Source organism: Qipengyuania xiamenensis (genome assembly GCF_019711495.1).
Taxonomy (GTDB): domain Bacteria; phylum Pseudomonadota; class Alphaproteobacteria; order Sphingomonadales; family Sphingomonadaceae; genus Qipengyuania; species Qipengyuania xiamenensis.
Genome location: NZ_JAIGNM010000001.1, coordinates 1,121,220 through 1,143,091, shown reverse-complemented (window position 1 = coordinate 1,143,091; position 21,872 = coordinate 1,121,220). Strand labels below are relative to the sequence as shown.

The following is a 21,872-nucleotide window of genomic DNA, read 5'->3' as shown; positions in this document are numbered from 1 at the left end:
TGTGAATGGGTTTTTAAATCGATGCCGTGGCGCATGGATTGTACGGTTTGCCTTCGGGCAGATCTTGCGAGCTATGCATCACAACAAGATCAATCAAAATGATTATCTGGCTGAGATATTCCTCCGCACCTATCCCAACGCAGCTTTTATGCAGGCTTGTCGTTGATGGTGTGGATTCTCAAGCGTGAGGTAAGAGCATTTGGTGGATGCCTTGGCATGTGCAGGCGATGAAGGACGTGGCACGCTGCGATAAGCGTCGGGGAGATGTGAGCAATCTTTGATCCGACGATTTCCGAATGGGGAAACCCACCCTCACCATTTCCTTTCGATCGACCTTCGGGTCGGCCGGAAAGAGGTGGATAGGGTATCACCGAACTGAATATATAGGTTTGGTGAAGCGAACCCGGGGAACTGAAACATCTCAGTACCCGGAGGAAAAGACATCAACAGAGATTCCCGTAGTAGTGGCGAGCGAACCGGGACCAGGCCAGTGCTTCTTCGTTAATTAGCAGAACACTTTGGAAAGAGTGGCCATAGCGGGTGACAGCCCCGTATGCGAAAATGATCGAAGAAGACTCGAGTAGGGCGGGACACGTGAAATCCTGTCTGAACATGGGGGGACCACCCTCCAAGCCTAAATACTCGCACATGACCGATAGCGAACACAGTACCGTGAGGGAAAGGTGAAAAGCACCCCGATTAGGGGAGTGAAACAGTACCTGAAACCGGATGCTTACAAGCAGTTGGAGCCCCATAGGGGGTGACAGCGTACCTCTTGCATAATGGGTCAGTGACTTAATCTACCATGCAAGCTTAAGCCGTTAGGTGTAGGCGCAGCGAAAGCGAGTCTGAATAGGGCGACTGAGTATGATGGATTAGACCCGAACCCCGGCGATCTAGGCATGGCCAGGTTGAAGGTGCGGTAACACGCACTGGAGGACCGAACCGGTGAATGTTGAAAAATTCTCGGATGAGCTGTGTTTAGGGGTGAAAGGCCAATCAAGCCGGGAAATAGCTGGTTCTCCGCGAAATCTATTGAGGTAGAGCGTCGGATGTATGCCGATGGGGGTAGAGCACTGGATGGGCTAGGGCTGCGCGAGCGGTACCAAACCTAACCAAACTCCGAATACCATCGAGTCTTATCCGGCAGACAGACGGCGGGTGCTAAGGTCCGTCGTCAAAAGGGAAACAGCCCTAACCTACAGCTAAGGTCCCCAAGTCATATCTAAGTGGGAAAGCATGTGGGAATCCCAAAACAACCAGGAGGTTGGCTTAGAAGCAGCCATCCTTTAAAGAAAGCGTAACAGCTCACTGGTCTAAATAAGGGTTCCTGCGGCGAAGATGTAACGGGGCTAAAGATATGCACCGAAGCTTAGGGTTGCAGTTTACTGCAGCGGTAGCGGAGCGTTCCGTAAGCGAGTGAAGGAGAAGGGTAACCGACTCTGGACGTATCGGAAGTGCGAATGCTGACATGAGTAGCGACAAACAGGGTGAGATGCCCTGTCGCCGAAAGACCAAGGGTTCCTGCGCAACGCTAATCGGCGCAGGGTTAGCCGGCCCCTAAGACGAGCCCGAAGGGGGTAGTCGATGGGAACCACGTAAATATTCGTGGGCCTGAAGATGTGTGACGGATGGCGGAAGTTGTTCTCTCTTATTGGATTGAGAGGGCAGCCAAGTTGTTCCAGGAAATAGCCTCTTCATTATAGACCGTACCCGAAACCGACACAGGTGGTCAGGTAGAGTATACCAAGGCGCTTGAGAGAAGTATCCTGAAGGAACTCGGCAAATTGCCTCCGTACCTTCGGAAGAAGGAGGCCCTGGATCGAGGCAACTCTTTTCAGGGGGCACAGGCCAGGGGGTAGCGACTGTTTAGCAAAAACACAGCACTCTGCTAAGTCGGCTTCAAGACGACGTATAGGGTGTGACGCCTGCCCGGTGCTCGAAGGTTAAGAGGAGGAGTGCAAGCTCCGAATTGAAGCCCGAGTAAACGGCGGCCGTAACTATAACGGTCCTAAGGTAGCGAAATTCCTTGTCGGGTAAGTTCCGACCTGCACGAATGGCGTAACGACTTCCCCACTGTCTCCAGGATATGCTCAGCGAAATTGAATTCTCCGTGAAGATGCGGAGTACCCGCGGTTAGACGGAAAGACCCCGTGCACCTTTACTGCAGCTTTAGAGTGGCATTAGGAAAGAATTGTGTAGAATAGGTGGGAGGCTTTGAAACTTGGGCGCCAGTCCGAGTGGAGCCAACCTGTGAAATACCACCCTGTTGTTTTCTGATGTCTAACCTAGGTCCGTTATCCGGATCAGGGACCCTCTATGGCGGGTAGTTTGACTGGGGCGGTCGCCTCCTAAAGAGTAACGGAGGCGCGCGATGGTAGGCTCAGGACGGTTGGAAACCGTCTGCAAGAGTGCAATGGCATAAGCCTGCCTGACTGCGAGACTGACGAGTCGAGCAGAGACGAAAGTCGGTCATAGTGATCCGGTGGTCCCTCGTGGAAGGGCCATCGCTCAACGGATAAAAGGTACGCCGGGGATAACAGGCTGATGATTCCCAAGAGCTCATATCGACGGAATCGTTTGGCACCTCGATGTCGGCTCATCACATCCTGGGGCTGGAGCAGGTCCCAAGGGTTTGGCTGTTCGCCAATTAAAGTGGTACGTGAGCTGGGTTCAGAACGTCGCGAGACAGTTTGGTCCCTATCTGCCGTGGGCGTCGATACTTGAAAGGAGTTGCCCCTAGTACGAGAGGACCGGGGTGAACGTACCTCTGGTGTACCTGTCATCCTGCCAAGGGTGCCGCAGGGTAGCTATGTACGGACGGGATAACCGCTGAAAGCATCTAAGCGGGAAGCCTCCCTTAAGATAAGGTATCTTCGAACCGTCGTAGACCACGACGTTGATAGGCCGGGTGTGGAAGCGCAGTAATGCGTGTAGCTAACCGGTCCTAATAGTTCTTTTCGCGCTTGTAGGATCCCACCATCAACGACAGCCCTGTGCTGTCTTGGTCGGAGGAAACTTCGAAGCCGGATAAGCCCAGAAAGCTCAAAGCATCGATTTAAAACCCATGTCCGCCAGCTCTATTGCTTGGTGACCTTAGCGTCTGTGACCCACCCGATCCCATCTCGAACTCGGCCGTGAAACCGGACAGCGCCGATGGTACTAGTGCTCAAGCACTGGAAGAGTAGGTCGTCGCCAGGCATTAAAGCCGGCGGGCATGTGGTATAAACCCATTCACAGTTTCAAAAGCCGCTGCCGGTGTGAACCGAGCGGCGGCTTTTTCGTCTCTGGGCTAAATGTCCTTGGCGAAACACACGGTGCCGCGGGGTGGAGCAGTCCGGTAGCTCGTCAGGCTCATAACCTGAAGGTCGTTGGTTCAAATCCAACCCCCGCAACCACCGTCATAATCGATCATTTCGACAAGCCTCGCTTTACAAGCGGGGCTTTTTTTGTGTCTGTAGCGGACGGGATGAGCATAGCGCCTTGGTCTGGTGTCTAATGAACGCCTGAGGCACTGGAGGGCAGTGGGCCGCCTTGTCCGGTCTGCTCCCCTTCGTTTCTCTCCCTAGACTGCCGAACTTAATTTCCTGATCACGCCAGCGCGATGCTCGTCGAACAGCGCCGCGATCGTCCGGGCGTAAGGCAGTCCATCCGGGGTAATCGTCAGCCATTCCCGGTCGAGCGTCGCCAGGCCCCGGTCCAGGAAGGGCAGCAGGCTGGGAAGGGCAGTGCGCATGAGGCAGGCTCCGATCCGGGCGCGAGAATTGCATAGCAATTGCTCAATCACGGCACCGCGATAACGGTCTGATGCCGAACGCGCGATCCCGCGGTTGGCGGTCAGCTGATCTTGCGAGCACATCATCCGATAGTGACCGCTGTTCTTCGCATTCTGCGCGAGGAGCTGCGGAAAACTGCTGATTGCGGAGGCCCCCAAACCGATAAGGATGTCGCTGCGGTCATCAGTGAAGCCCTGGAAGTTGCGACGTAGGGTCCCCTCCATGGCTGCCCGAGCCAGCGGATCGCTGCCCGCCTTGGCGAAGTGATCGAACCCGACGGGCTTGTAGCCGTGTGTCGCGAAATAGCCGTAGCCCATCTTTGCCATTTCGAACCTCAGCCGTTGGTCAGGCAAATTGCTGTCATCGATCGCGCGCTGACGCGGTACGACATGCGGCACATGCGCATATCCGAACAGAGCGACACGATCCGCTCCGAGGACGCGCGTGCGTTGAAGGCTATCCTTGAGATCGCTCATGGTTTGGCCGGGAAGCCCGTACATCAGATCGAAGTTGAGCGAGGTGACGCCTGCATCCCGGATCCAGTCGACTGTCCGGACGATGCAATCTTCCGACTGCACTCTCCCGATGGCCTTCTGGCACTTGTCCGAGAATGTCTGGACGCCAAGGCTTGCTCGCTCGATGCCGACACGCGCGATGACATCGGCCCAGCCGCTGGTCATGGTGCGGGGATCGAGCTCGATCGATACAGTCGCATCCTCAATCGAGAAGTTGGCGTATAGGCTGTCGACGATGCGCTCGAAGTCTTCGGGTGCAATCGCATTCGGACTGCCACCGCCGAAAGCGATCCTTCCGACCCGTGCCGTAGATGGCAGCAGCCCGGACACACGCTCGATCTCCGAGTGGAGCGCGGCCAGATAGGAATCCAGCCGCTGCCTCCGCCCCGCTGCGGCTGTATTGCAGCCGCAGTAGAAGCAGATTTTCTCGCAGAACGGGATATGGACGTAGAGCGAGATGTCGCCCTCGGCACTTTGCAGCGCCTGACGGTAGAGGTCCGTATCGATATCGCCGAATTCGGCTGCGGTCGGATAGCTGGTGTAGCGCGGTACCGGCTTGGCCAGCAGGTCAGGATAATATGTCCACATGCCCGCCGTGTGGGGCTGGCGAAGCCTTGGGTCATTGAGCCAGATCAATTCGCTTCCGGCATGACCCTGCATGGCAAGCTTTTGCCGAACACGGCCGGTCGGACGGCTGCTCTTTCCTCAAGGGTATCTCGATCGTGCCCCCATTGCAGAGCTTGGCCGTGAGGACCTCATCGGCCTCCGGCAACGGTCCAACCGCGAGCGGAATAATGGAGGCCAGGCCCAGCCTCACTGCTTGGTTCACTGTTCGTCGTCCTCATCATCGATGAGAATGCGCTGTGCGGCGCCGTCCAGGTCTTCGAACTGCCCCTTGCGCATCGCCCAGAAGAAGGCCGCGAGGCCGAGCAGCCCCAGCCCGAGCGCAATGGGGATCAGGAAAGCCAGTCCGGTCATCGTGCCGCCTTCGCGAGCCTGAGGGAATTCCCGACCACGACTACCGAGCTCAGCGACATGGCGATTGCAGCGATGAGCGGCGTAACCAGCCCGGCGAGGGCCAGCGGCACCGCGAACACGTTGTAGATTATCGCGAAAGCGAAGTTCTGACGCACGATCTGCATCGTCTTGCGAGCGACACGCACGGCGAGGGCAACCGGCATCAACCCGCTGCCGAGAAAAACGGCGTCGGAAGCCTGCTGGCTCACGTCGCTCGCGCCACCCGGGGCGATCGACGCATGGGCGGCGGCAAGGGCGGGGCCGTCATTGATCCCGTCCCCGACCATCAGCGGCCGGCTCCCCGAAGCCTTCAGTCGATCGAGCAGCGCGAGCTTGTCCTCCGGGTGTAGTTCTGCCTTCCAGTCGATGCCGAGTTCCCGTGCCACAGCCTCGACCGGTTCGGTGAAGTCGCCGGAGACGATCGAGCTGGAAACACCGCCCTCGGCAAGCATCGCGAGAGCCTCTGGCGCATCCGGCCGGATTGGATCTTCGAAGAGGATCTTTGTCCGCTCGTCGCCAATCATCAGGCTTGTCGCGATATTCGCGCTCCCCGTCTCCGGTCGAGCGAGGGCCACTTTCCTACCGTCGAAGAGCCCTGTCAGTCCCTGGCCGCTTTCCTCGCGTACATCGGCGAGTTTGGCCGCCTGCACGCCGCGCTGTTCCAGTGCCTTGGTGATACCCTTGCTGAGCGGATGCCGGCTCGTCCGGGCCAGCGCGAGCGCGATCGAAGCCTGTTGTCCGGTCAGGTGATCGACCTGCGGCACCGGTTCGCCGAGCGTCAATGTGCCGGTCTTGTCGAACAGGGCGACGTCTATCTCCGCCAGCCGCTCCAGCGCGCTGCCGTCTTTCACCAGCAGGCCCTTCTTCGCGAGCGCGCCCGATGCCACGACTTGCGCTGCAGGCACCGCCAGCCCCATCGCGCAGGGGCAGGTTATGATGAGGACCGCAATCGCGATGACCAGGGACTGGTGCCACCCCGCGCCAGCGATCATCCAGCCGGCAAAGGCGATCAGTGCCAGCGAATGGACGGCAGGTGCGTAAAGGCGCGAGGCGCGGTCGGCGATCCGCACATAGCTGCTGCGCGACTGTCCGGCCTCGTCCATCAATCGGGCGATCTCCGCGATGGCCGTATCGGATGCGGTGGCGGTCACGCGGACCCTAACCGGATTGCCGAGGTTTATGGCCCCTGCGTAGATCGTGTCTCCCACGCTCGCAGCGTGCGGCGCGCTCTCGCCGGTAAGCATCGAATTATCGAGCGCGGTTTCGCCTTCCTCGATTTCGCCGTCGGCCGCCAAGGCGTCACCAGCTGCGACCAGCATGAGCATGCCCGGCTCCAGATCTTCAGCCGCGACAATCTTGCGGTTGCCGCCCTCGTCGAGGACGGCGGCGCTCTTGCCCATTCGCGACAGGAGCGCGCCGATACCTGCGTGCGTCTTGTTGCGCATGGTCGCATCAAGGGCGCGACCGGCCAGCAGGAAGAACAGCAGCATGACCGCGCTGTCGAAATAGGCATGGCCTCCACCGGCAAAGGTTTCGTAGACGCTAAGGCCAGTTGCGAGCAGCACGCCGATGGAGATCGGGACGTCCATGTTCGTGCGCCTGTGTCGCAGGGCCATGGCCGCGCTGCTGAAGAACGGTCGGCCCGAGTAGGCGACGACGGGCAGGGCGATCAGTGCGGAGAGCCAGTGGAACAGCTCGCGTGTGACGCCTCCGGCCCCCGACCAGACGCTGACCGACAGGAGCATGATGTTCATCATGCCGAAGCCCGCCACGGCAAGCGCGCGGAGCAACAGCTTCACTTCGCGATCGTCTTTAGCCAGCGGATTGTCCGCGACCGGCTGTGCCTCGAAACCGATCTCCGCGATGGCTTCGACCAGGCTTTCTTCATCGAGGCTGTTCGTGTGACGCACGGCTACGCGCTTGGACGAGAAGTTCACCCTCGCGGAATCGACACCCTCGATCTTGGCAAGGCCGCGCTCGATCTTCGCAATGCAACCGGCGCAGCGCATGCCGGGTACCGTGAAGCGGCTGTCGAGCAGCTTCGCGCCTTCCGGCGTTTCGAGTGTGACGGGGGCGGTCACGGGACTTCGACTTCGTCCACCCAGCGGCTTTCGCCAGCCTCGATGGACAGGCGAGCGATCCAGCGGCCCGAGGGGAGTGCGTCGGTAGACACATAGCGGCCCCCGCTGACCTGCTCGAAGGTCATGGCGCGATCGTCGGGCTGGCCGAGCGGGCGACGCAGCTCTGCGGAAAGGAGGGCGGACTGCGGAACGCTCTGGGTCGATACGAGAAGGCGCCCGTCGGCGTCGCGCTCAAGCTGTGCCGAATAGCCGAGCTTGTCCGCCTCGCGCGCTTCGCTCAGCCAGCCGTTGTACTTCTGGCTCGCCACATAGGAATTCTCGACCACCACACCGCCAAAGCCGCCCACGGCCACAGAGGCCATGTAGAAATTGACCGCGATCACTATGCCGAAGCCGGCGACGAGGATCATGGCCATGTCCTTGCCGGTAAATTCACGTCGCATCACTGGTCCTCCGGTGCATCGAAGCGGGTTTCCACGGTGTCGGTCTCGCGCTGTTCGTCGAGCGATGTAAGGCGGAAGAAAAATCCGCGCGTCGTCGCTCCTTCCGGAACAGCGACATAGGCGCGTACGGTACGGACCTGGTCAGCCGGTACGGTGACGGTCTGGGTCGGCGCAGCAGCTGTCCGATTGATGGTATCGGTCCACATGATCGCACCGGGCAGGCCCTCGACTGCGATCTCCATGTCGCGCGGCCGGCTTTCCATATTGCGCAGCTTGAGCGTATAGGAGTTGCGCACCGAACCATCGCTCAACAGCATGAAGGGCGGATTGCGATCGGGTGCCACGGTGAGATCGGTATGTGTGCGGACGCCCAGCGCGAACAGCAGCGCGCCGCCGATCCCGCCCCAGATGAGCAGGTAGGCGATATTGCGCGGGTGCATCAACGTGCGCCACGCCGGTCGCGGTGTCTCGCCAGCCGCCTCGCGCTCGCAATCCTCCAGCGTGGCATAGTCGATCAACCCGCGCGGACGACCGATGTCCTTCATCACCCTGTCGCAGGCATCGATGCACAGGGCGCAGGTGATACAGCCGATCTGCGGCCCTTCGCGAATGTCGATACCCGTCGGGCACACCTGCACGCACTGCGTGCAGTCGATGCAGTCGCCGAACTCGCCGGGCTTCTTCTGCGCTTTCTTCAGGCTGCCACGCGGTTCGCCGCGCCAGTCCTTGTAGGTCACGATCAGCGATTTTTCGTCTAGCATCGCGGTCTGGATGCGCGGCCACGGACACATGTAGATGCACACCTGTTCGCGCATGAAACCGCCCAGCGTGACCGTGGTCAGCGTTAGCACGGCGACGGTGATATAGGCGACCGGCGCGGCCTCACCGGCAAAGAAGTCGCGGAACAGCGTGGGCGCATCGGCGAAATAGAGGATCCATGCACCGCCGGTCACCAGGCCGATGAGGGCATAGATCGACCACTTGAAGGCGCGGCGCATGACCTTGCCCCATGTCCACGGCGCGGCGTCGAGGCGCAGGCGGGCATTGCGGTCGCCATCAATGAAACGGTCGACGTGCTGGAACAGGTCGGTCCAGACCGTTTGCGGGCAGGCATACCCGCACCAGGCACGGCCGACCGCGCTGGTGACGAGGAACAGCCCGATCCCTGCCATGATCAGCAGACCGGCCACGAAATAGAATTCGTGCGGCCAGATTTCGATGCCGAACATGTAGAAGCGGCGGTTGGCGAGATCGACCAGCACTGCCTGGTCGGGCGCATAGGGGCCGCGGTCCCAGCGCAGCCAGGGCGTGACGTAGTAGATCGCCAGGGTGACGACCATCACGAACCATTTGAAACGACGGAACGGGCCGTCGATGCGCTTGTTGTGCACCTGCTTGCGCGGCTCGTAGAGCTTTTCGGGTACGGTGGTGCGCGGCGGTTCGTGGGGTTCGTGCCGGCGGGTCGCCGCTTCGGGTTCGGCGACCGCGCTCGACACGGGTTCGTTGGACTTGGGCTTGCCGCCCTCGACGACGACCGACCAGTCGCGCTCGCCGCCGTCTTTCGGATCGTCAGGGTTGCTCATCGACCTCTACCTCGGGATCTTCGGCGACCTCCACGAAGTCTTCGCCTCCCCCGAGCGAATGGACGTAAGCAGCGAGCATTTTGATCGTCACCGGATCGAGCCGGCCTTCCCACTTGGGCATCATGCCCATGCGCGGCTGCAGGATCTGGCGTTTGATCGCCTCGCGGCTGCTGCCACGCAGCCAGATTGCATCGTTGAGCGTCGGCGCACCCAGTGCCCGATCGCCTTCGCCGCCGCTGCCGTGGCAAGCCGCGCAATTATCGGCATAAAGCTGCGCGCCGAGCGCATTGGCATTTGCCTTGCCGCTCAATGCGAGCACGTGATCGGTCAGCGCGTCGAGCTGTGCGCTGTCGAAAGCCCCCGCGAACGGCGGCATCACGCTGGTGCGCGTTTCGTCGTCGCCGGCCTGACGGATGCCGTGCACTAGAGTGTACTCGATCGCCTTCAGGTCGCCGCCCCACAGCCAGTCGTCGTCATTGAGGTTGGGGTAGCCGAGCTCCTGGCTGCCCGCCGCGCCCGAGCCATGGCACTGCACGCAATTCACGCGAAAGGCGGCGGCACCGCCTGCGACGGCCTGCTGCATCAGCGCGCTGTCTTCGGGCAAGCGCTCGATCGAAACACGGGCGAGCTGTTCGCGAACGCCGGAGCGTGCCATCTCGGCTGCGCTCATGTCTTCCGCCAGGTCCCCGCGGCTCGACCAGCCGAGTACGCCCGCCGTCGCGCGGTCGATCATCGGCCATGCCGGATAGGCAATCACGTAACCGATCGCGAAAATGATCGTCAGGTAGAAGGTCCACAGCCACCAGCGCGGCAGCGGGGTATCGAGCTCTTCGATACCGTCCCATTCATGGCCGACGGTTTCGGTTCCGGTCGGTTCGTCGACGCGCTTATTCGCCATCGTCCTGCCCCTCGAAAATCAGTGTTGCGGCTTCGTGGTTGCGCTTCTTGGCACCGGGCCGGAAAGGCCAGGCGCAGAGGCCCACGAAGAGAGTGAGCATGCCGACCAGCGCATAGCTGTCGGCAAAGTGGCGCAAGGTTTCGTAGAAGCTCACCGGCCTTTCTCCTCGGCCAGTTCCTCGTACGGAGCCGCGCTTTCGAAATCGACCAGCGTGCCGAGCATCTGGAGATAGGCAATGAGCGCATCCATCTCGGTCAGCTTGTCGGGATTGCCGTCGAAGTCGCGGATCTGCGTCTTGGGATAGCGCTCTGCCAGATCGCCCGCATCGAGGTCGGGATCGGCCTGCGCGAGCATGTCGGTCTCCGCCTTGGCGATATCCTCGTCGCTATAGGGCACGCCGACGCGGCGCAGCGCGGTCAGCGTGGCGGCGGGATCGCCGATCTCGAGCTCGGTTTCCTTGAGGAAGCCGTATTGCGGCATCACGCTCTCGGGCACGACGCTCTGCGGATTTTCCAGGTGCTGGACGTGCCATTCGTCGGAATAGCGTCCGCCTACGCGGGCGAGGTCCGGCCCGGTCCGCTTCGAACCCCACTGGAACGGGTGGTCGTACATGCTTTCGGCCGCGAGGCTGTAGGGGCCGTAACGCTCCACCTCATCACGGAACGGGCGGACCATCTGGCTGTGGCAGACGTAGCAGCCTTCGCGGATGTAGATGTCGCGGCCCGCCTGTTCGAGAGGCGAATAGGGGCGCACCCCGTCGACCTTCTCGATCGTGTTTTCGAGATAGAACAGCGGCGTGATCTGCACGAGGCCGCCGATGGCGACGGTGACGAATGTCCCCACGGCCAGCAGCGTGATGTTGCGTTCGAGCCTCTTGTGGCCCTTCACGGTTTCTTCGACGACGGGATCGGTCATGTCGTAGGATCCTATTCGGCCGGAACGGCGCTGGGCTGGGAAACGATCGGACGGTCCTTTTCGGGATCGTATGCGGCATCCTTGAGCGGCGCTTCCGCGCGCTGCTTGCCGGCCAGCGTCATCCAGATGTTGTAGCTCATGATGAGCGCGCCCGAGAGGTAGAGCAGGCCGCCCACGGCGCGGGTCACGTACATCGGGAACATGGCCGAGACGCTGTCCGCGAACGACCAGACGAGGTAGCCGTCGGGTCCGTATTCGCGCCACATGAGGCCCTGCATGATGCCGGCAACCCACATGCTGGCGGCGTAGAAAACGATGCCGATGGTCGCGAGCCAGAAGTGCCAGTTGATCATGCGCAGCGAATACATCCGCTCGCGCTTCCACAGGCGGGGCACGAGGAAGTAGACGCAGGCGAAGGTGATCATGCCGTTCCAGCCCAGCGCGCCGGAGTGCACATGGCCGATGGTCCAGTCGGTATAGTGGGACAGCGAGTTGACGCTCTTGATCGACAGCATCGGGCCTTCGAAGGTGCTCATGCCGTAGAAGGCCAGCGCCATCACCATCATGCGAATGATCGGGTCGGTGCGGACCTTGTCCCATGCCCCGTTGAGGGTCATCAACCCGTTGATCATGCCGCCCCAGCTCGGCATCCACAGCATGATCGAGAAGACCATGCCCAGCGTCTGTGCCCAGTCGGGCAGCGCCGTGTAGTGGAGGTGGTGCGGACCTGCCCAGATGTAGAGGAAGATCAGCGACCAGAAGTGGATGATCGACAGGCGGTAGGAATAAACCGGGCGCTCCGCCTGCTTCGGCACGAAGTAGTACATCATCGCCAGGAAGCCTGCGGTCAGGAAGAAGCCGACCGCGTTATGGCCGTACCACCACTGCGTCAGCGCATCCTGCACACCGGCGAAGGCCGAATAGCTCTTCGCTCCCAGCAGGCTGACGGGCATGGCGAGATTGTTGACGATGTGCAGCATCGCCACGGTCACGATGAAGGCGAGGTAGAACCAGTTCGCGACGTAGATGTGCGGTTCCTTACGCTTCGCCAGCGTGCCGACGAAGACGATGAAATAGGCCACCCACACGATCGTCAGCCACAGGTCGACGTACCATTCGGGCTCTGCATATTCCTTCGACTGGGTGACGCCGAGCAGGTAGCCGGTCGCGGCCAGAACGATGAAGAGCTGGTATCCCCAGAACACGAACCGCGCGAGGGTCGGGAAGGCGAGCTGCGTACGGCAGGTGCGCTGCACGACGTAGAAGCTCGTTGCGAGCAGGGCATTGCCGCCGAAGGCGAAGATCACCGCGCTGGTATGCAGCGGGCGGACCCGGCCGAAATTGAGATAGGGTTCGAAGTTCAGCTGCGGGAAGGCGAGCTGGGCGGCAATGAATACACCGGCCAGAAGGCCCGCAAGACCCCAGAACATGGTGGCAATCACGCCCCAACGGATCGGATCGTCATCATAGCGTGACGGGCCGTCGGGCATCTTGAAGAAGCCTTGCGCGCGGCCCATCGGGTCGAAACGCGAAGCGCTCATCCAGATCATCACGAAACCGAGGATCGCGATTATCCAGGCGTGCGCGGCAAAGCCGCTATCGGCTGCGGCGAGCGCGGCGCCTGCGGCGGCCAGCATGATCAGGAACCACAGGCCCACCCGGGTCAGGGCAGTTTCAGCATTCATCGGGGATCTCCGTCCATCTTTTCGCTGCGTAATCCGCAGGTGCGCCAAGCGCATTGATCTGGATCAAATAGGGGATAAGTAGTCACGCAGTGCCGGCCAGATAGCCTGCCTGTGCTCTTAACTGGCTGAGATCGTTCAGGATCACGAGGGACCGGCCGCTTGTTTGGATGGTCTTGGCATCTCGCAGGATCGTGAACTGGCGGCTGACGGTCTCGATGGTCAGGCCGAGGCTTTCGGCAATGTCTCGCCGGGACATCGGCAGGTCGAGGACGACCGCATTGCCCTTGGCGGTCCCGATACGCTCCGCCATTCCGAGCAGGAACACCGCGATCCGTTCCGACGCTGTCTTCCTGCCCAGCGCTACCGCCTTCTCGCGGCAGCGGCGGAGCGCGTCGGTCATCTGGCCTATCAGTCCGCGCAAGATGTGCGGGTCGGTTTCCGCCATCTCGAGAAAGGTGTCCGCAGGGAACAGCAGCAGTTCGCAGTCGCCCAGCGCGCACACCGAATAGGAGTAATTGTCGCTTGCCGGAATCCAGTAGGTATCGCCGGTGAAGTGGAAGGCGATGATCTGGTCCCGCGCCTCGGAGGCATGGGCGACCAGCTTGGTCGATCCGCGGGTGAGATAGACCAGTTGCGCGCCCGCATCTTCAAGTTCCAGCGAAGACCCTCCGGCCAGGTGGACGGGACGCCCGAGCTCGCAGATGCGCTGGCGCAAGGGCGAGGTCGGCTCCGCAAGCTTGACGCTGTGCGCGAAGGTTTCGAATGTGTTGGACTGGGTAGCCATGGATCGCCCCCTCGCATTCCAGGCCCGTCATTTCCTTGATCGAGATCAATGCAGCGCACAGCCCGTCGGTCCAGATGGTGACCACGCCGCAACAACCCTGGGCCGCGCGGTGCGGCCGCTGCGGCGATGAAGGATGATGGACATGAAGAAGTTGCTCGCCGCCGGCCTCGTCGGGGCCGCAATGATCGCCGTTCCCGCACAGGCGCAGGACGAAGACGGCAAGCTGCAGGTCAAGCTGCTCGGTACGCTCGTCGCTCCCGACGGCAAGATCACCGAGAAGAATACCGATATCGTGGGCCTGCCGGCTGGCACACAGACCGAGGCCAACGACAATGTGGCGCCAACTGCGGCTATCGAATATTTCTTCACGCCCAATTTCTCGATCGAGACGATCTGCTGCATGACCCAGCACGATGTCGATGCCGTATCCGGCCTGACCGGCGACGAGCTGGTATCGGACGGCAAGCTCATCCCTGCGACCTTCACCGCAAAGTACCATTTCGATCTCGAGGGCGTGAAGCCGTACATCGGGGCCGGCGCGACCTATTTCTGGTGGGTCGATGTGAAGCCGGGTGCGGACACCATTCCCCTCGGCGTGACGCGCACGACGCTGTCGGACGAACTGGGCCTCGTGCTGCAGGCCGGCACGGATATTGCGATCGGCGATGACGGCTTCGGCATCACGCTCGATGCGAAGCGCTATTTCGTCGACACGACCGCACGCTGGTACGCTGGCGATACGCTCGCCATCGAAACCGAACACAAGCTCGACCCCTGGGTCCTGAGCGCTGGCGTCAGCTACCGTTTCTGATCGATTGAGACCCCTGCTTCAGGGCAAGGGTAGCTCGCGTGAACCCCCGGCATTCCTCCTGCCGGGGGTTTATCGTGCCCGCCCGGCTCAGCCGCGGCTTTCGGAGCGTAGGTGAATCCTTGCGCCTTCGAAGCACTTGCTGATCGACTGCACCGCGGTCGAGGTCGTCGCGGCTCCGCACATGAAGATATCGAAGGCGGCGAAATCGCGTTCGGGCCAGGTGTGTACCGAGATGTGCGATTCCGCGAGCAGGAGAATTCCGGTTACGCCCTGCTTCTCGCCGAAGTGGTGGAAGTGCGAACCGATGATCGTGGCGCCCGCGGTCTCGGCCGCTTCGCGCATGAGCGCTTCGAGGAACTCGGGCTCGTCGAGGCGCTTGGCACCGTCGATATCGAGCAGCGCATGTTCGCCGACCGGTTCGATATCAGAGGCCATAACGTCGCCACTCCGCGGTAAAGGTGCGCACGAGCGCCTGGTTGTCGAGCCGATTGATCGTCTCGGCGGAAGCCAGCATATCGGGCGCGAATGAATACATCGTTTTCTCCGCTTCCGGCGTGAGGAAACGGAGGTCTTCGGGAAGCGGAGCGGCAAGCTCACCCGGCGCCTTCTTGCCGGCGAGGGTGAAACCCCAGTCGCCGAAGCTGGGGACGTAGACGTGGTAGGGGCGGGTCTCGAAGCCTGCCGCGGAGAGTGTGTCGCCGATCATCGCAAAGGCCTGCGGTGCGATGTAGGGAGCGGTGCTCTGCACGGCCACGAGACCATCCGGCGCGACGATGCGGCCTAGGTAGCGGTAGAAACCCAGCGAATAGAGCTTGCCGATCGAATAGTTCGTGGGATCGGGGAAATCGACGATGACCACGTCGAACGCCTCGCGGCTGTCGCGTACCCACGTATAGGCATCGTCGTTGATCGTGTTCACGCGTGGATCGTCGAAGGCGCTCAGGTTCATGCGCCTCAGTGCCGGAACCGTCGCGAAGAGACGCGTGATCTCAGGATCGAGATCGACCAGCGTGACCTTCTCCACCTCCGGATTGCGCAACACCTCGCGCAGCGCCAGCCCGTCACCGCCACCAAGGATCAGCACGTTCGCCGGGCGCTCTACTCTTGCAAGCGCAGGCCAGACCAGTGCCTCATGATAGCGGTATTCATCGCGCGAGGAGAACTGGAGGTTGCCATTGAGGTAGAGCCGCATGTCTCCATTGCGGCGCGTGAAGGCGATGCGCTGGTACTTGCTCGAGGTCGCGTAGACGATCGGATCGTCATAGAGCTGCGCTTCGGAAATCGACTGCAGCTTCTCGGAGAAGACGGCGCCTGCCAGCAGGATTGCCGCGACCAGTACCGCAGCCAGCCGCTCAGGGCCGAGCAGCCGGTCCTTGCGCAGGCGGAACACGAGCAGCAGCGCGACCGATATGTTGACTAGGCCGATCACGAACCCGCCGCGCACGAGACCGACGAACGGCACCAGCACCAGCGGGAAGACGAGCGATGCGGCGAGCGCGCCGATGTAGTCGTAGGTCAGGACATTGGAGACGAGGTCGCCAAAGCTGTAGCGGCCTTTCAGGATCCGGATCAGCAGCGGGATCTCGAGGCCGACGAGAAAGCCGGTCAGGAGGACCATCGAATAGAGGATCGGGCGGAAATCCTCGACCACGGTGAACAGCAGGAACAGGCTAGCCGCCGATGTCCCGCCGATAAGTGCGATCAGGATTTCGACGCGCACGAACCATTTTAGATAGTCGCGCTTCACATAGCGCGAGAACCAGCTGCCAAGCCCCATCGCGAACAGGTAGGTCCCGATAACGGTCGAGAACTGGGTGACGCTGTCCCCCAGCAAGTAGGTCGCGATCGTGCCCGCCAGCAGTTCGTAGACCAGCCCGCAGGTGGCCACGACGAAGACGGACAGCAGCAGGATGAGCGACAGGTCGGGCTGCCGCTCCTCCTTGCTCTCATCCGCCGGACTGCGTGGCAGGGCCGACGCCGTGTCAGCCATGGATGGCTGCCGCTACGATGATCGCGATGCCGATGGCGACCGCGCCAGCAAGGCTTGCCACTGCGCGGTTCTGCTTTTCGATGATCTCCTGCCACAGCTTGCCGGGCGTCAGCAGGTCGACGATCACGAAGGTCACGATGAAGACCGCGATGCCCATCAGCGAATAGGCGAGGCTGGCCAGAAAAGTGTCGGTGTTCAGCATGTAAGGCTCCCTGAAATTGTCCCTTCCGGCATGGATTGCGCCGGTGTTGATATTCTATTTGTGGCTCGGTCCGCCGCCGCGGCTGTAGGCGTCGCGCTCCTGCTTGCCGTCCCCGAAGGGCGAGTAGCCGGTCATCGCCGCAGCTCCGAAGGCGACCAGCGCGGTGCCCGCGTAGACGAGAAAAAGGCGTCGCTTCATCGAAACTCTCCCAACTGCCGCAGGCGATCAGTCATCATCGTCATGCCCGTAATCGTAATCGTCGCGCCGGACCGCCTCGAAGCTCATTGCCTTCGCCAGTACCCAGAAAGCGGGCCCGAACAGCACGACGAACAGGAGGAACAGGTTCGACCAGAAAATGCCGCCCGGTCCTGCAACGATCTCGACCGGTTTGGCCGTCGGCGTCTGCGCCACATACGCGCCGCGTTCGTCCTCTGGACGAATGACCTCGGCCTCGAGGGAGTAGCGTCCCGGGGGGACCGAGGAGAGCTTGATTGTCCCCCGGCGGTCGTCTTCTCTCCAGTTGCCTCCGAAGTAATACTCGATCGGCTGGTTGGCGACGCGGCTTTCACCGGTGTCCATGTTTGTCAGGACGTATTCGACATCGAGCCAGCTGTTGTCGCCCGGCTCGCCGCGCGTATCGATCGTGAATGGCTGTGACGATCCCGTGATGGTGAAGGGCTCGATGACCACTTGCCTGCTCTGAGGCGAATTCCCGGCAAGGAGAGATACTTCGCTGCGGGGGCTGCTGCTACCGAATACTATCGCGAAGACGAGAGCGAGAAGAAGTGCAGCTGCCCCGACCTTGAACATGTAGCCGGCAAGGCCCGCATTGGGATTGGGCTGGTGCGGGAGCGGATGCGTGCCGGTCTCGGGATACTGGCCGCTGTTCTCGATGCCGAACGCCTCGGCCACTTCGGTCGAAGAGACCCACTCTTCCATTGTCCATTCGTAGCCGTCGCCGACGATCTCGCATGACAGCATGCGGTTACCAGAGACGTAGCCGTTCACCTCGGCCTGGTCGCCCTTGCGGACCTGCCAATAGAACTCGCCGAGCACGTAATCGACCGTGTTGGTCGTCTCGCGGAAGCACTTCTTGAAGTACTCGTTGCCGATCTTCTGGGTCAGTCCGCGCGGCGATCCCGGCTGGATGAGGAAAGGCACGCCGAAGCTCCAGCCTGCGTCCTGATGGATCAGCCAGCGATAGCCTTCATACGGGTTGAACAGCAGGTATTCGCCCCAGGCGGACCAGCCGTCATTCCTCTCGAGATAGCCGATCACCGTCCAGTCGGTGCCCTTGAGGTGGCCCCTGCTGCCGATCGGCAGGACCAGTTCGGCACCTGCCTGTGCGTGCTCGGCGAGAAGCTTGACCTGCGGGTTCGTAAGATCGAGCTCGCTGCCGCAGTAAAGGCATACGATCAGTGTAGAGAAACCCGAGGCGCGCAGTTCCAGCGTGCCTCCGCAGGAGGGGCAGGTGATGGCTTTGACGGAAGGTGCGACCGCGTCTGTCGTCATCGCGCACCTGCATATCTGGGCATCGACCAGCCATCGAACTGGCGCAGTCCGGCAGGTTCAAGCTCGGCAAGGCGATAGTATCTGCCCGCCCATACTCCTGACCCATGAGCGTCGCGCTGCCAGGTGAGCGCACGGCCGTCCTTGCTGCGCAGGTCGAGCGAGCGGCGCGGGAAGTCCGCTCCGACCGGCTCCGGCAAGTGGCCTTCGCTCGCCACGCAGGACACTTTCTTGACGTCCGATACGGTGTAGCGGACCTTGTCGACCTGTATGGTCTCGCCAAGCACGCCCCAGGCCTGCCCGCCGAGATCGGAAAGCCTCTTCAGCACATCGGCGCGCGGCTGGATCGCGCTCATGATCATGTAATAGCCTGCTTCTTCGGCCACCCAGGCAATCTTGCCGCCACTGAAATCGAGCAGCCATTCATTCCAGCTGCCGTTGTCCCACGCCCAGCGTTCACGCCCGACGATCTGCCCTCGCTGCCCCTCGACCGTCAGTCGCGTACCGATCTGCAAGGGGCTGACGTCGAACGGCATGCGGCCGCTGTCGCCGACATTCCTGATGTTGTCGCCATCGACCATGAGCAGCGCATCGCAACTCGTGCAGGTGACTAGCGGCAGCCCGGGAAGCGCGGATTGCGCAGGTGCACCGCATTGGGGGCAGGACAGCATTTTTCCGGCCCTCAGCCCAGACGCGCCAGCAGTTCGGCCTTCTTGGCGGCGAACTCTTCTTCGCTCAGCGCGCCTGCCACGTGGAGCTTGTGCAGTTTCTCGATCATTTCGAGTGGATCGACCTGTTGGGGAGCCGGGCCGCCGATGGCCGGCTGGGCGGCAACTGCGCCTGCCCCCATGAGGCCCCCGTTCATGACCTGGCCAAGAGCCATTGCGGCAGCCACTCCGGCGCCGGCACCTGCCGCACCGCCCGATGCCGCCGCAGCTTCGTCGAGCGTGTCCGCGGCCTTGAACCGCGCATACTGGCCCAAATCGCCCAGCGCGCGCATCGAGGAGCCGCTGTCGATCGCTTCCTGCACCTTTTCGGGTAGCGAGAGGCTTTCGACGAACAGCGTCGGGATGGAGATACCCCACTGGTCGGTCGCATTGTCTGCGGCTTGGCGGAGCAGGCCCGACAGCTTCTGCTGGTCGGCGGCAAGGTCGAGGAAGGCCGCGTCCGACGAGCCGAGCGTCGCGGCGAGGCTGGTGGCGATGATCGAACGCATCTGCGGCTCGATGTCGTTGATCCACAGCTCGGCGAGGTTGGCGAAGGTCGTGCGGTAGAATTGTTCGACGTCACCGATGCGGAAGGAATAGGTTCCGAATGCGCGGATGCGGATCGCGCCGAATTCGGGGTCGCGCACGGTGATCGGCTGGGCAGTGCCCCACTTCAGCCCCGTAATCTCGCGGGTCGAGAAGAAAGTGACGTCCGATTTGAACGGGGATTCGAAGCCCTTGGCCCAGTTTTCCAGGCTGGTGATGATCGGCAGGTTCTGCGTGTCGAGCTTGAAAAGGCCGGGGTCGAAACTGTCGGCAAGCTTGCCGTTGTCGAGGAAGATCGCGTGCTGGCCGTCACGCACAGTCAGATGGGCGCCGTACTGGATCTCGTTGTCTTCCATGGGGACACGCCAGGCGAGCTGGCCCGGCTGTTCTTCCCATTCGATGACATCGATTAATTGCTTGGAAAACCAGCCCATAACGTCCCTCACGATAGTAATTCCGCGAGGTTAGCCGTCCGCGGGAAGAGAAACAAATCCCGCGGGGCTAAATACTGTAGAAATCGGTCAGCCGGTTACTGCGCCTGCAATTAGTGCATCGACGACAGCCGGATCGGCGAGGGTCGAGGTGTCGCCCACCTTGTCGGGTTCGCCTTCCGCGATCTTGCGCAGGATGCGGCGCATGATCTTACCGCTACGAGTCTTGGGCAAAGCGGGAGCGAACTGGATCGCGTCGGGCGAGGCGATCGGGCCGATCTCCTGACGCACGAACTGGCGCAGCTCCTTGCGCAATTCCTCGCTCTCCGGCTCGCCGGCGTTGAGCGTGACATAGGCGTAAATGCCCTGGCCTTTGACATCGTGCGGCATGCCGACCACGGCGGCTTCCGCCACCTTGGGATGGGCGACCAGCGCGCTTTCGACTTCGGCGGTGCCCATACGGTGGCCGGATACGTTGATCACGTCATCGACGCGGCCGGTGATCCAGTAATAGCCATCCTCGTCGCGCCGACAGCCGTCGCCGGTGAAATATCGCCCCGGATAGGTCGTGAAATAGGTCTGGAAGAAACGGTCCTCGTCGCCCCAGACCCCGCGCATCTGGCCCGGCCAGCTTTGCGTGATGATGAGGTTGCCCGAAGTTGCCCCTTCCAGCAGCGCACCGTCGTTGTCGACCAGCGCCGGATAGACGCCGGGCAGGGGTTTGGTTGCGCTGCCGGGCTTGGTCTTCACCGCTCCGGGCACGGGAGCGATTAACGCGCCGCCTGTCTCGGTCTGCCACCAGGTGTCGACGATCTCGCAGCGGCCATCGCCCACGACTTCGTGATACCAGTTCCACGCCTCGGGATTGATCGGTTCGCCCACGGTGCCGAGCAGGCGGATCTGCGAGCGGTCGTGCCGCTTCACCCAGTCGTCGCCCTCGCGCATCAGGGCGCGGATCGCGGTGGGAGCGGTGTAAAAGATGGTCACGCCGAGCCGGTTCGAGGTCTCCCAGAACCGACCGAAGTCGGGATAGTTGGGTACGCCATCGAACATCACCGTAGTCGCACCATTGGCGAGCGGGCCGTAGACCACGTAGCTGTGGCCGGTGACCCAGCCGACATCGGCAGTGCACCAGAAGACATCGTCTTCTTTCGCGCCGAACAGCATGTCGAAGGTGGCGGTCACCCAGTAGAGATAGCCGCCGGTCGTGTGCATCACGCCCTTGGGCTTGCCGGTCGAGCCTGAGGTGTAGAGGATGAAAAGCGGGTCTTCTGCGCTCATCTTTTCGGCCGGGCAATCGGCCGAGACTTTCTCGCGCAGAACATGCCACCAGTGGTCGCGTCCTTCGATGAAGGCGACATCGCCGCCGGTGCGGCGAACCATGATGACCGCATCGACGGGCGACTTTTCGAGCGCCTTGTCGGCATTGGCCTTCAGTGGAATGCGCTTGCCGCCCCGCGAACCCTCATCCGCCGTGATGAGCATTTTCGCCCCGCAATCCTGGATGCGGTCGGCAAGGCTGTCGGGGGAGAAGCCACCGAAGACGACAGAGTGGATCGCCCCGATCCTTGCGCAGGCGAGCATGGCGAAAGCCGCTTCGGGGATCATCGGCATGTAGATCGCCACCCGGTCGCCCTTGCCGACGCCGCAATCCTTCAGCGCATTGGCGAAGCGGCAGACTTCCTCGTGAACTTGCGCATAGGTGAGACTGTAGCCTTCGCCCGGCTCGTCGCCCTCGAAAACGATAGCCGTCTTGTCGCCGCGCTCCGCAAGATGCCGGTCGAGGCAATTGACGGTGACGTTGAGTTCGCCGTCCTCGAACCAGCGGATGCCGAAATCCGCCTCTTCGAAGGAGCTGCGATTGGCAATGGTCGGGAAGGTGTCCCAGTCGAGCCGCTTTGCCTCTTTCAGCCAGTAGCTGTCCGGATCGCGGTCAACCGCCTCGTGACGGGCGGCGAGGTCTTGCTGGGCATTCATGG

General features: G+C 61.8%; 19 protein-coding genes, 1 tRNA gene and 2 rRNA genes. 4 read left to right on the top strand and 18 right to left on the bottom strand.

Annotated elements, in window-relative coordinates; translation table 11 throughout:
• The first annotated feature begins 179 nt into the window (after positions 1 to 179).
• The 3 genes from K3165_RS05740 to K3165_RS05730 all read left to right on the top strand — a co-directional run bounded on the left by K3165_RS05740 (position 180) and on the right by K3165_RS05730 (position 3,398).
• Positions 180 to 2,971 (top strand): 23S ribosomal RNA (locus K3165_RS05740).
• Between the two features lie 115 nt (positions 2,972 to 3,086).
• Positions 3,087 to 3,201, top strand: a 5S ribosomal RNA gene (rrf, locus tag K3165_RS05735).
• A gap of 120 nt (positions 3,202 to 3,321) precedes the next feature.
• A tRNA-Met gene (locus K3165_RS05730) sits at positions 3,322 to 3,398 on the top strand.
• 167 nt (positions 3,399 to 3,565) lie between these two features.
• Here the strand turns inward: K3165_RS05730 and hemN are convergent.
• From hemN to K3165_RS05680, 10 genes are all read right to left on the bottom strand, one after another.
• Positions 3,566 to 4,879 (bottom strand): oxygen-independent coproporphyrinogen III oxidase, encoded by a 1,314-nt coding sequence (hemN, locus tag K3165_RS05725; protein WP_221547816.1) that lies wholly within the window; start codon positions 4,877 to 4,879, stop codon positions 3,566 to 3,568.
• Positions 4,880 to 5,116: 237 nt separating this feature from the next.
• The gene (gene ccoS / locus K3165_RS05720) at positions 5,117 to 5,269 is read right to left on the bottom strand and encodes a cbb3-type cytochrome oxidase assembly protein CcoS (RefSeq protein ID WP_221547815.1); all 153 of its coding nucleotides are present in this window, start codon (positions 5,267 to 5,269) and stop codon (positions 5,117 to 5,119) included.
• A complete protein-coding gene (locus tag K3165_RS05715) occupies positions 5,266 to 7,389 on the bottom strand; it encodes a heavy metal translocating P-type ATPase (protein ID WP_221547814.1) in 2,124 nt (707 codons plus the stop codon). Before K3165_RS05715 ends, ccoS begins: the two co-directional genes overlap by 4 nt.
• Positions 7,386 to 7,832: a FixH family protein gene (locus tag K3165_RS05710; protein WP_221547813.1), complete on the bottom strand. Its 447-nt coding sequence runs from the start codon at positions 7,830 to 7,832 to the stop codon at positions 7,386 to 7,388. The genes K3165_RS05715 and K3165_RS05710 overlap by 4 nt, the downstream gene beginning before the upstream one ends.
• A complete protein-coding gene (ccoG, locus tag K3165_RS05705) occupies positions 7,832 to 9,415 on the bottom strand; it encodes a cytochrome c oxidase accessory protein CcoG (protein ID WP_221547812.1) in 1,584 nt (527 codons plus the stop codon). The genes K3165_RS05710 and ccoG overlap by 1 nt, the downstream gene beginning before the upstream one ends.
• The gene (ccoP, locus tag K3165_RS05700; RefSeq protein ID WP_221547811.1) at positions 9,402 to 10,313 is read right to left on the bottom strand and encodes a cytochrome-c oxidase, cbb3-type subunit III; all 912 of its coding nucleotides are present in this window, start codon (positions 10,311 to 10,313) and stop codon (positions 9,402 to 9,404) included. Before ccoP ends, ccoG begins: the two co-directional genes overlap by 14 nt.
• Positions 10,303 to 10,467 (bottom strand): cbb3-type cytochrome c oxidase subunit 3, encoded by a 165-nt coding sequence (locus tag K3165_RS05695; RefSeq protein WP_221547810.1) that lies wholly within the window; start codon positions 10,465 to 10,467, stop codon positions 10,303 to 10,305. The genes ccoP and K3165_RS05695 overlap by 11 nt, the downstream gene beginning before the upstream one ends.
• Positions 10,464 to 11,228: a cytochrome-c oxidase, cbb3-type subunit II gene (ccoO, locus tag K3165_RS05690; RefSeq protein WP_221547809.1), complete on the bottom strand. Its 765-nt coding sequence runs from the start codon at positions 11,226 to 11,228 to the stop codon at positions 10,464 to 10,466. Before ccoO ends, K3165_RS05695 begins: the two co-directional genes overlap by 4 nt.
• Positions 11,229 to 11,239: 11 nt before the next feature.
• Positions 11,240 to 12,913, bottom strand: coding sequence for a cytochrome-c oxidase, cbb3-type subunit I (gene ccoN, locus K3165_RS05685; protein ID WP_221547808.1), 1,674 nt, complete (start codon positions 12,911 to 12,913; stop codon positions 11,240 to 11,242).
• 82 nt (positions 12,914 to 12,995) lie between these two features.
• Complete coding sequence (locus tag K3165_RS05680; RefSeq protein ID WP_221547807.1) at positions 12,996 to 13,697, bottom strand: helix-turn-helix domain-containing protein; 702 nt, start codon at positions 13,695 to 13,697, stop codon at positions 12,996 to 12,998.
• Positions 13,698 to 13,839: 142 nt separating this feature from the next.
• On the opposite strand from K3165_RS05680, the gene K3165_RS05675 reads away from it, so the two are divergent.
• A complete protein-coding gene (locus tag K3165_RS05675; RefSeq protein WP_221547806.1) occupies positions 13,840 to 14,508 on the top strand; it encodes an OmpW/AlkL family protein in 669 nt (222 codons plus the stop codon).
• A gap of 87 nt (positions 14,509 to 14,595) precedes the next feature.
• Here the strand turns inward: K3165_RS05675 and speD are convergent, their stop codons facing one another.
• The 8 genes from speD to acs form a co-directional block, all read right to left on the bottom strand.
• On the bottom strand, positions 14,596 to 14,943 hold the full coding sequence (gene speD / locus K3165_RS05670) for an adenosylmethionine decarboxylase (RefSeq protein ID WP_221547805.1): 348 nt from the start codon (positions 14,941 to 14,943) through the stop codon (positions 14,596 to 14,598).
• The gene (locus tag K3165_RS05665; protein WP_221547804.1) at positions 14,933 to 16,498 is read right to left on the bottom strand and encodes a polyamine aminopropyltransferase; all 1,566 of its coding nucleotides are present in this window, start codon (positions 16,496 to 16,498) and stop codon (positions 14,933 to 14,935) included. The genes speD and K3165_RS05665 overlap by 11 nt, the downstream gene beginning before the upstream one ends.
• Positions 16,491 to 16,700 carry a DUF350 domain-containing protein gene (locus K3165_RS05660; protein ID WP_221547803.1) on the bottom strand — a complete coding sequence of 70 codons (210 nt, stop codon included), beginning with the start codon at positions 16,698 to 16,700 and terminating at the stop codon, positions 16,491 to 16,493. Before K3165_RS05660 ends, K3165_RS05665 begins: the two co-directional genes overlap by 8 nt.
• A 54-nt stretch (positions 16,701 to 16,754) precedes the next feature.
• Positions 16,755 to 16,898 carry a hypothetical protein gene (locus K3165_RS05655; protein WP_221547802.1) on the bottom strand — a complete coding sequence of 48 codons (144 nt, stop codon included), beginning with the start codon at positions 16,896 to 16,898 and terminating at the stop codon, positions 16,755 to 16,757.
• Between the two features lie 27 nt (positions 16,899 to 16,925).
• A complete protein-coding gene (locus tag K3165_RS05650) occupies positions 16,926 to 18,212 on the bottom strand; it encodes a DUF4178 domain-containing protein (protein WP_221547801.1) in 1,287 nt (428 codons plus the stop codon).
• Entirely contained in the window at positions 18,209 to 18,880 is a 672-nt protein-coding gene (locus tag K3165_RS05645; protein ID WP_221547800.1) for a DUF4178 domain-containing protein, read from the bottom strand. The genes K3165_RS05650 and K3165_RS05645 overlap by 4 nt, the downstream gene beginning before the upstream one ends.
• Positions 18,881 to 18,891: 11 nt before the next feature.
• Positions 18,892 to 19,908, bottom strand: coding sequence for an SPFH domain-containing protein (locus K3165_RS05640; RefSeq protein ID WP_345720511.1), 1,017 nt, complete (start codon positions 19,906 to 19,908; stop codon positions 18,892 to 18,894).
• 75 nt (positions 19,909 to 19,983) lie between these two features.
• Entirely contained in the window at positions 19,984 to 21,870 is a 1,887-nt protein-coding gene (acs, locus tag K3165_RS05635) for an acetate--CoA ligase (protein WP_221547799.1), read from the bottom strand.
• Positions 21,871 to 21,872: the final 2 nt, after the last annotated feature.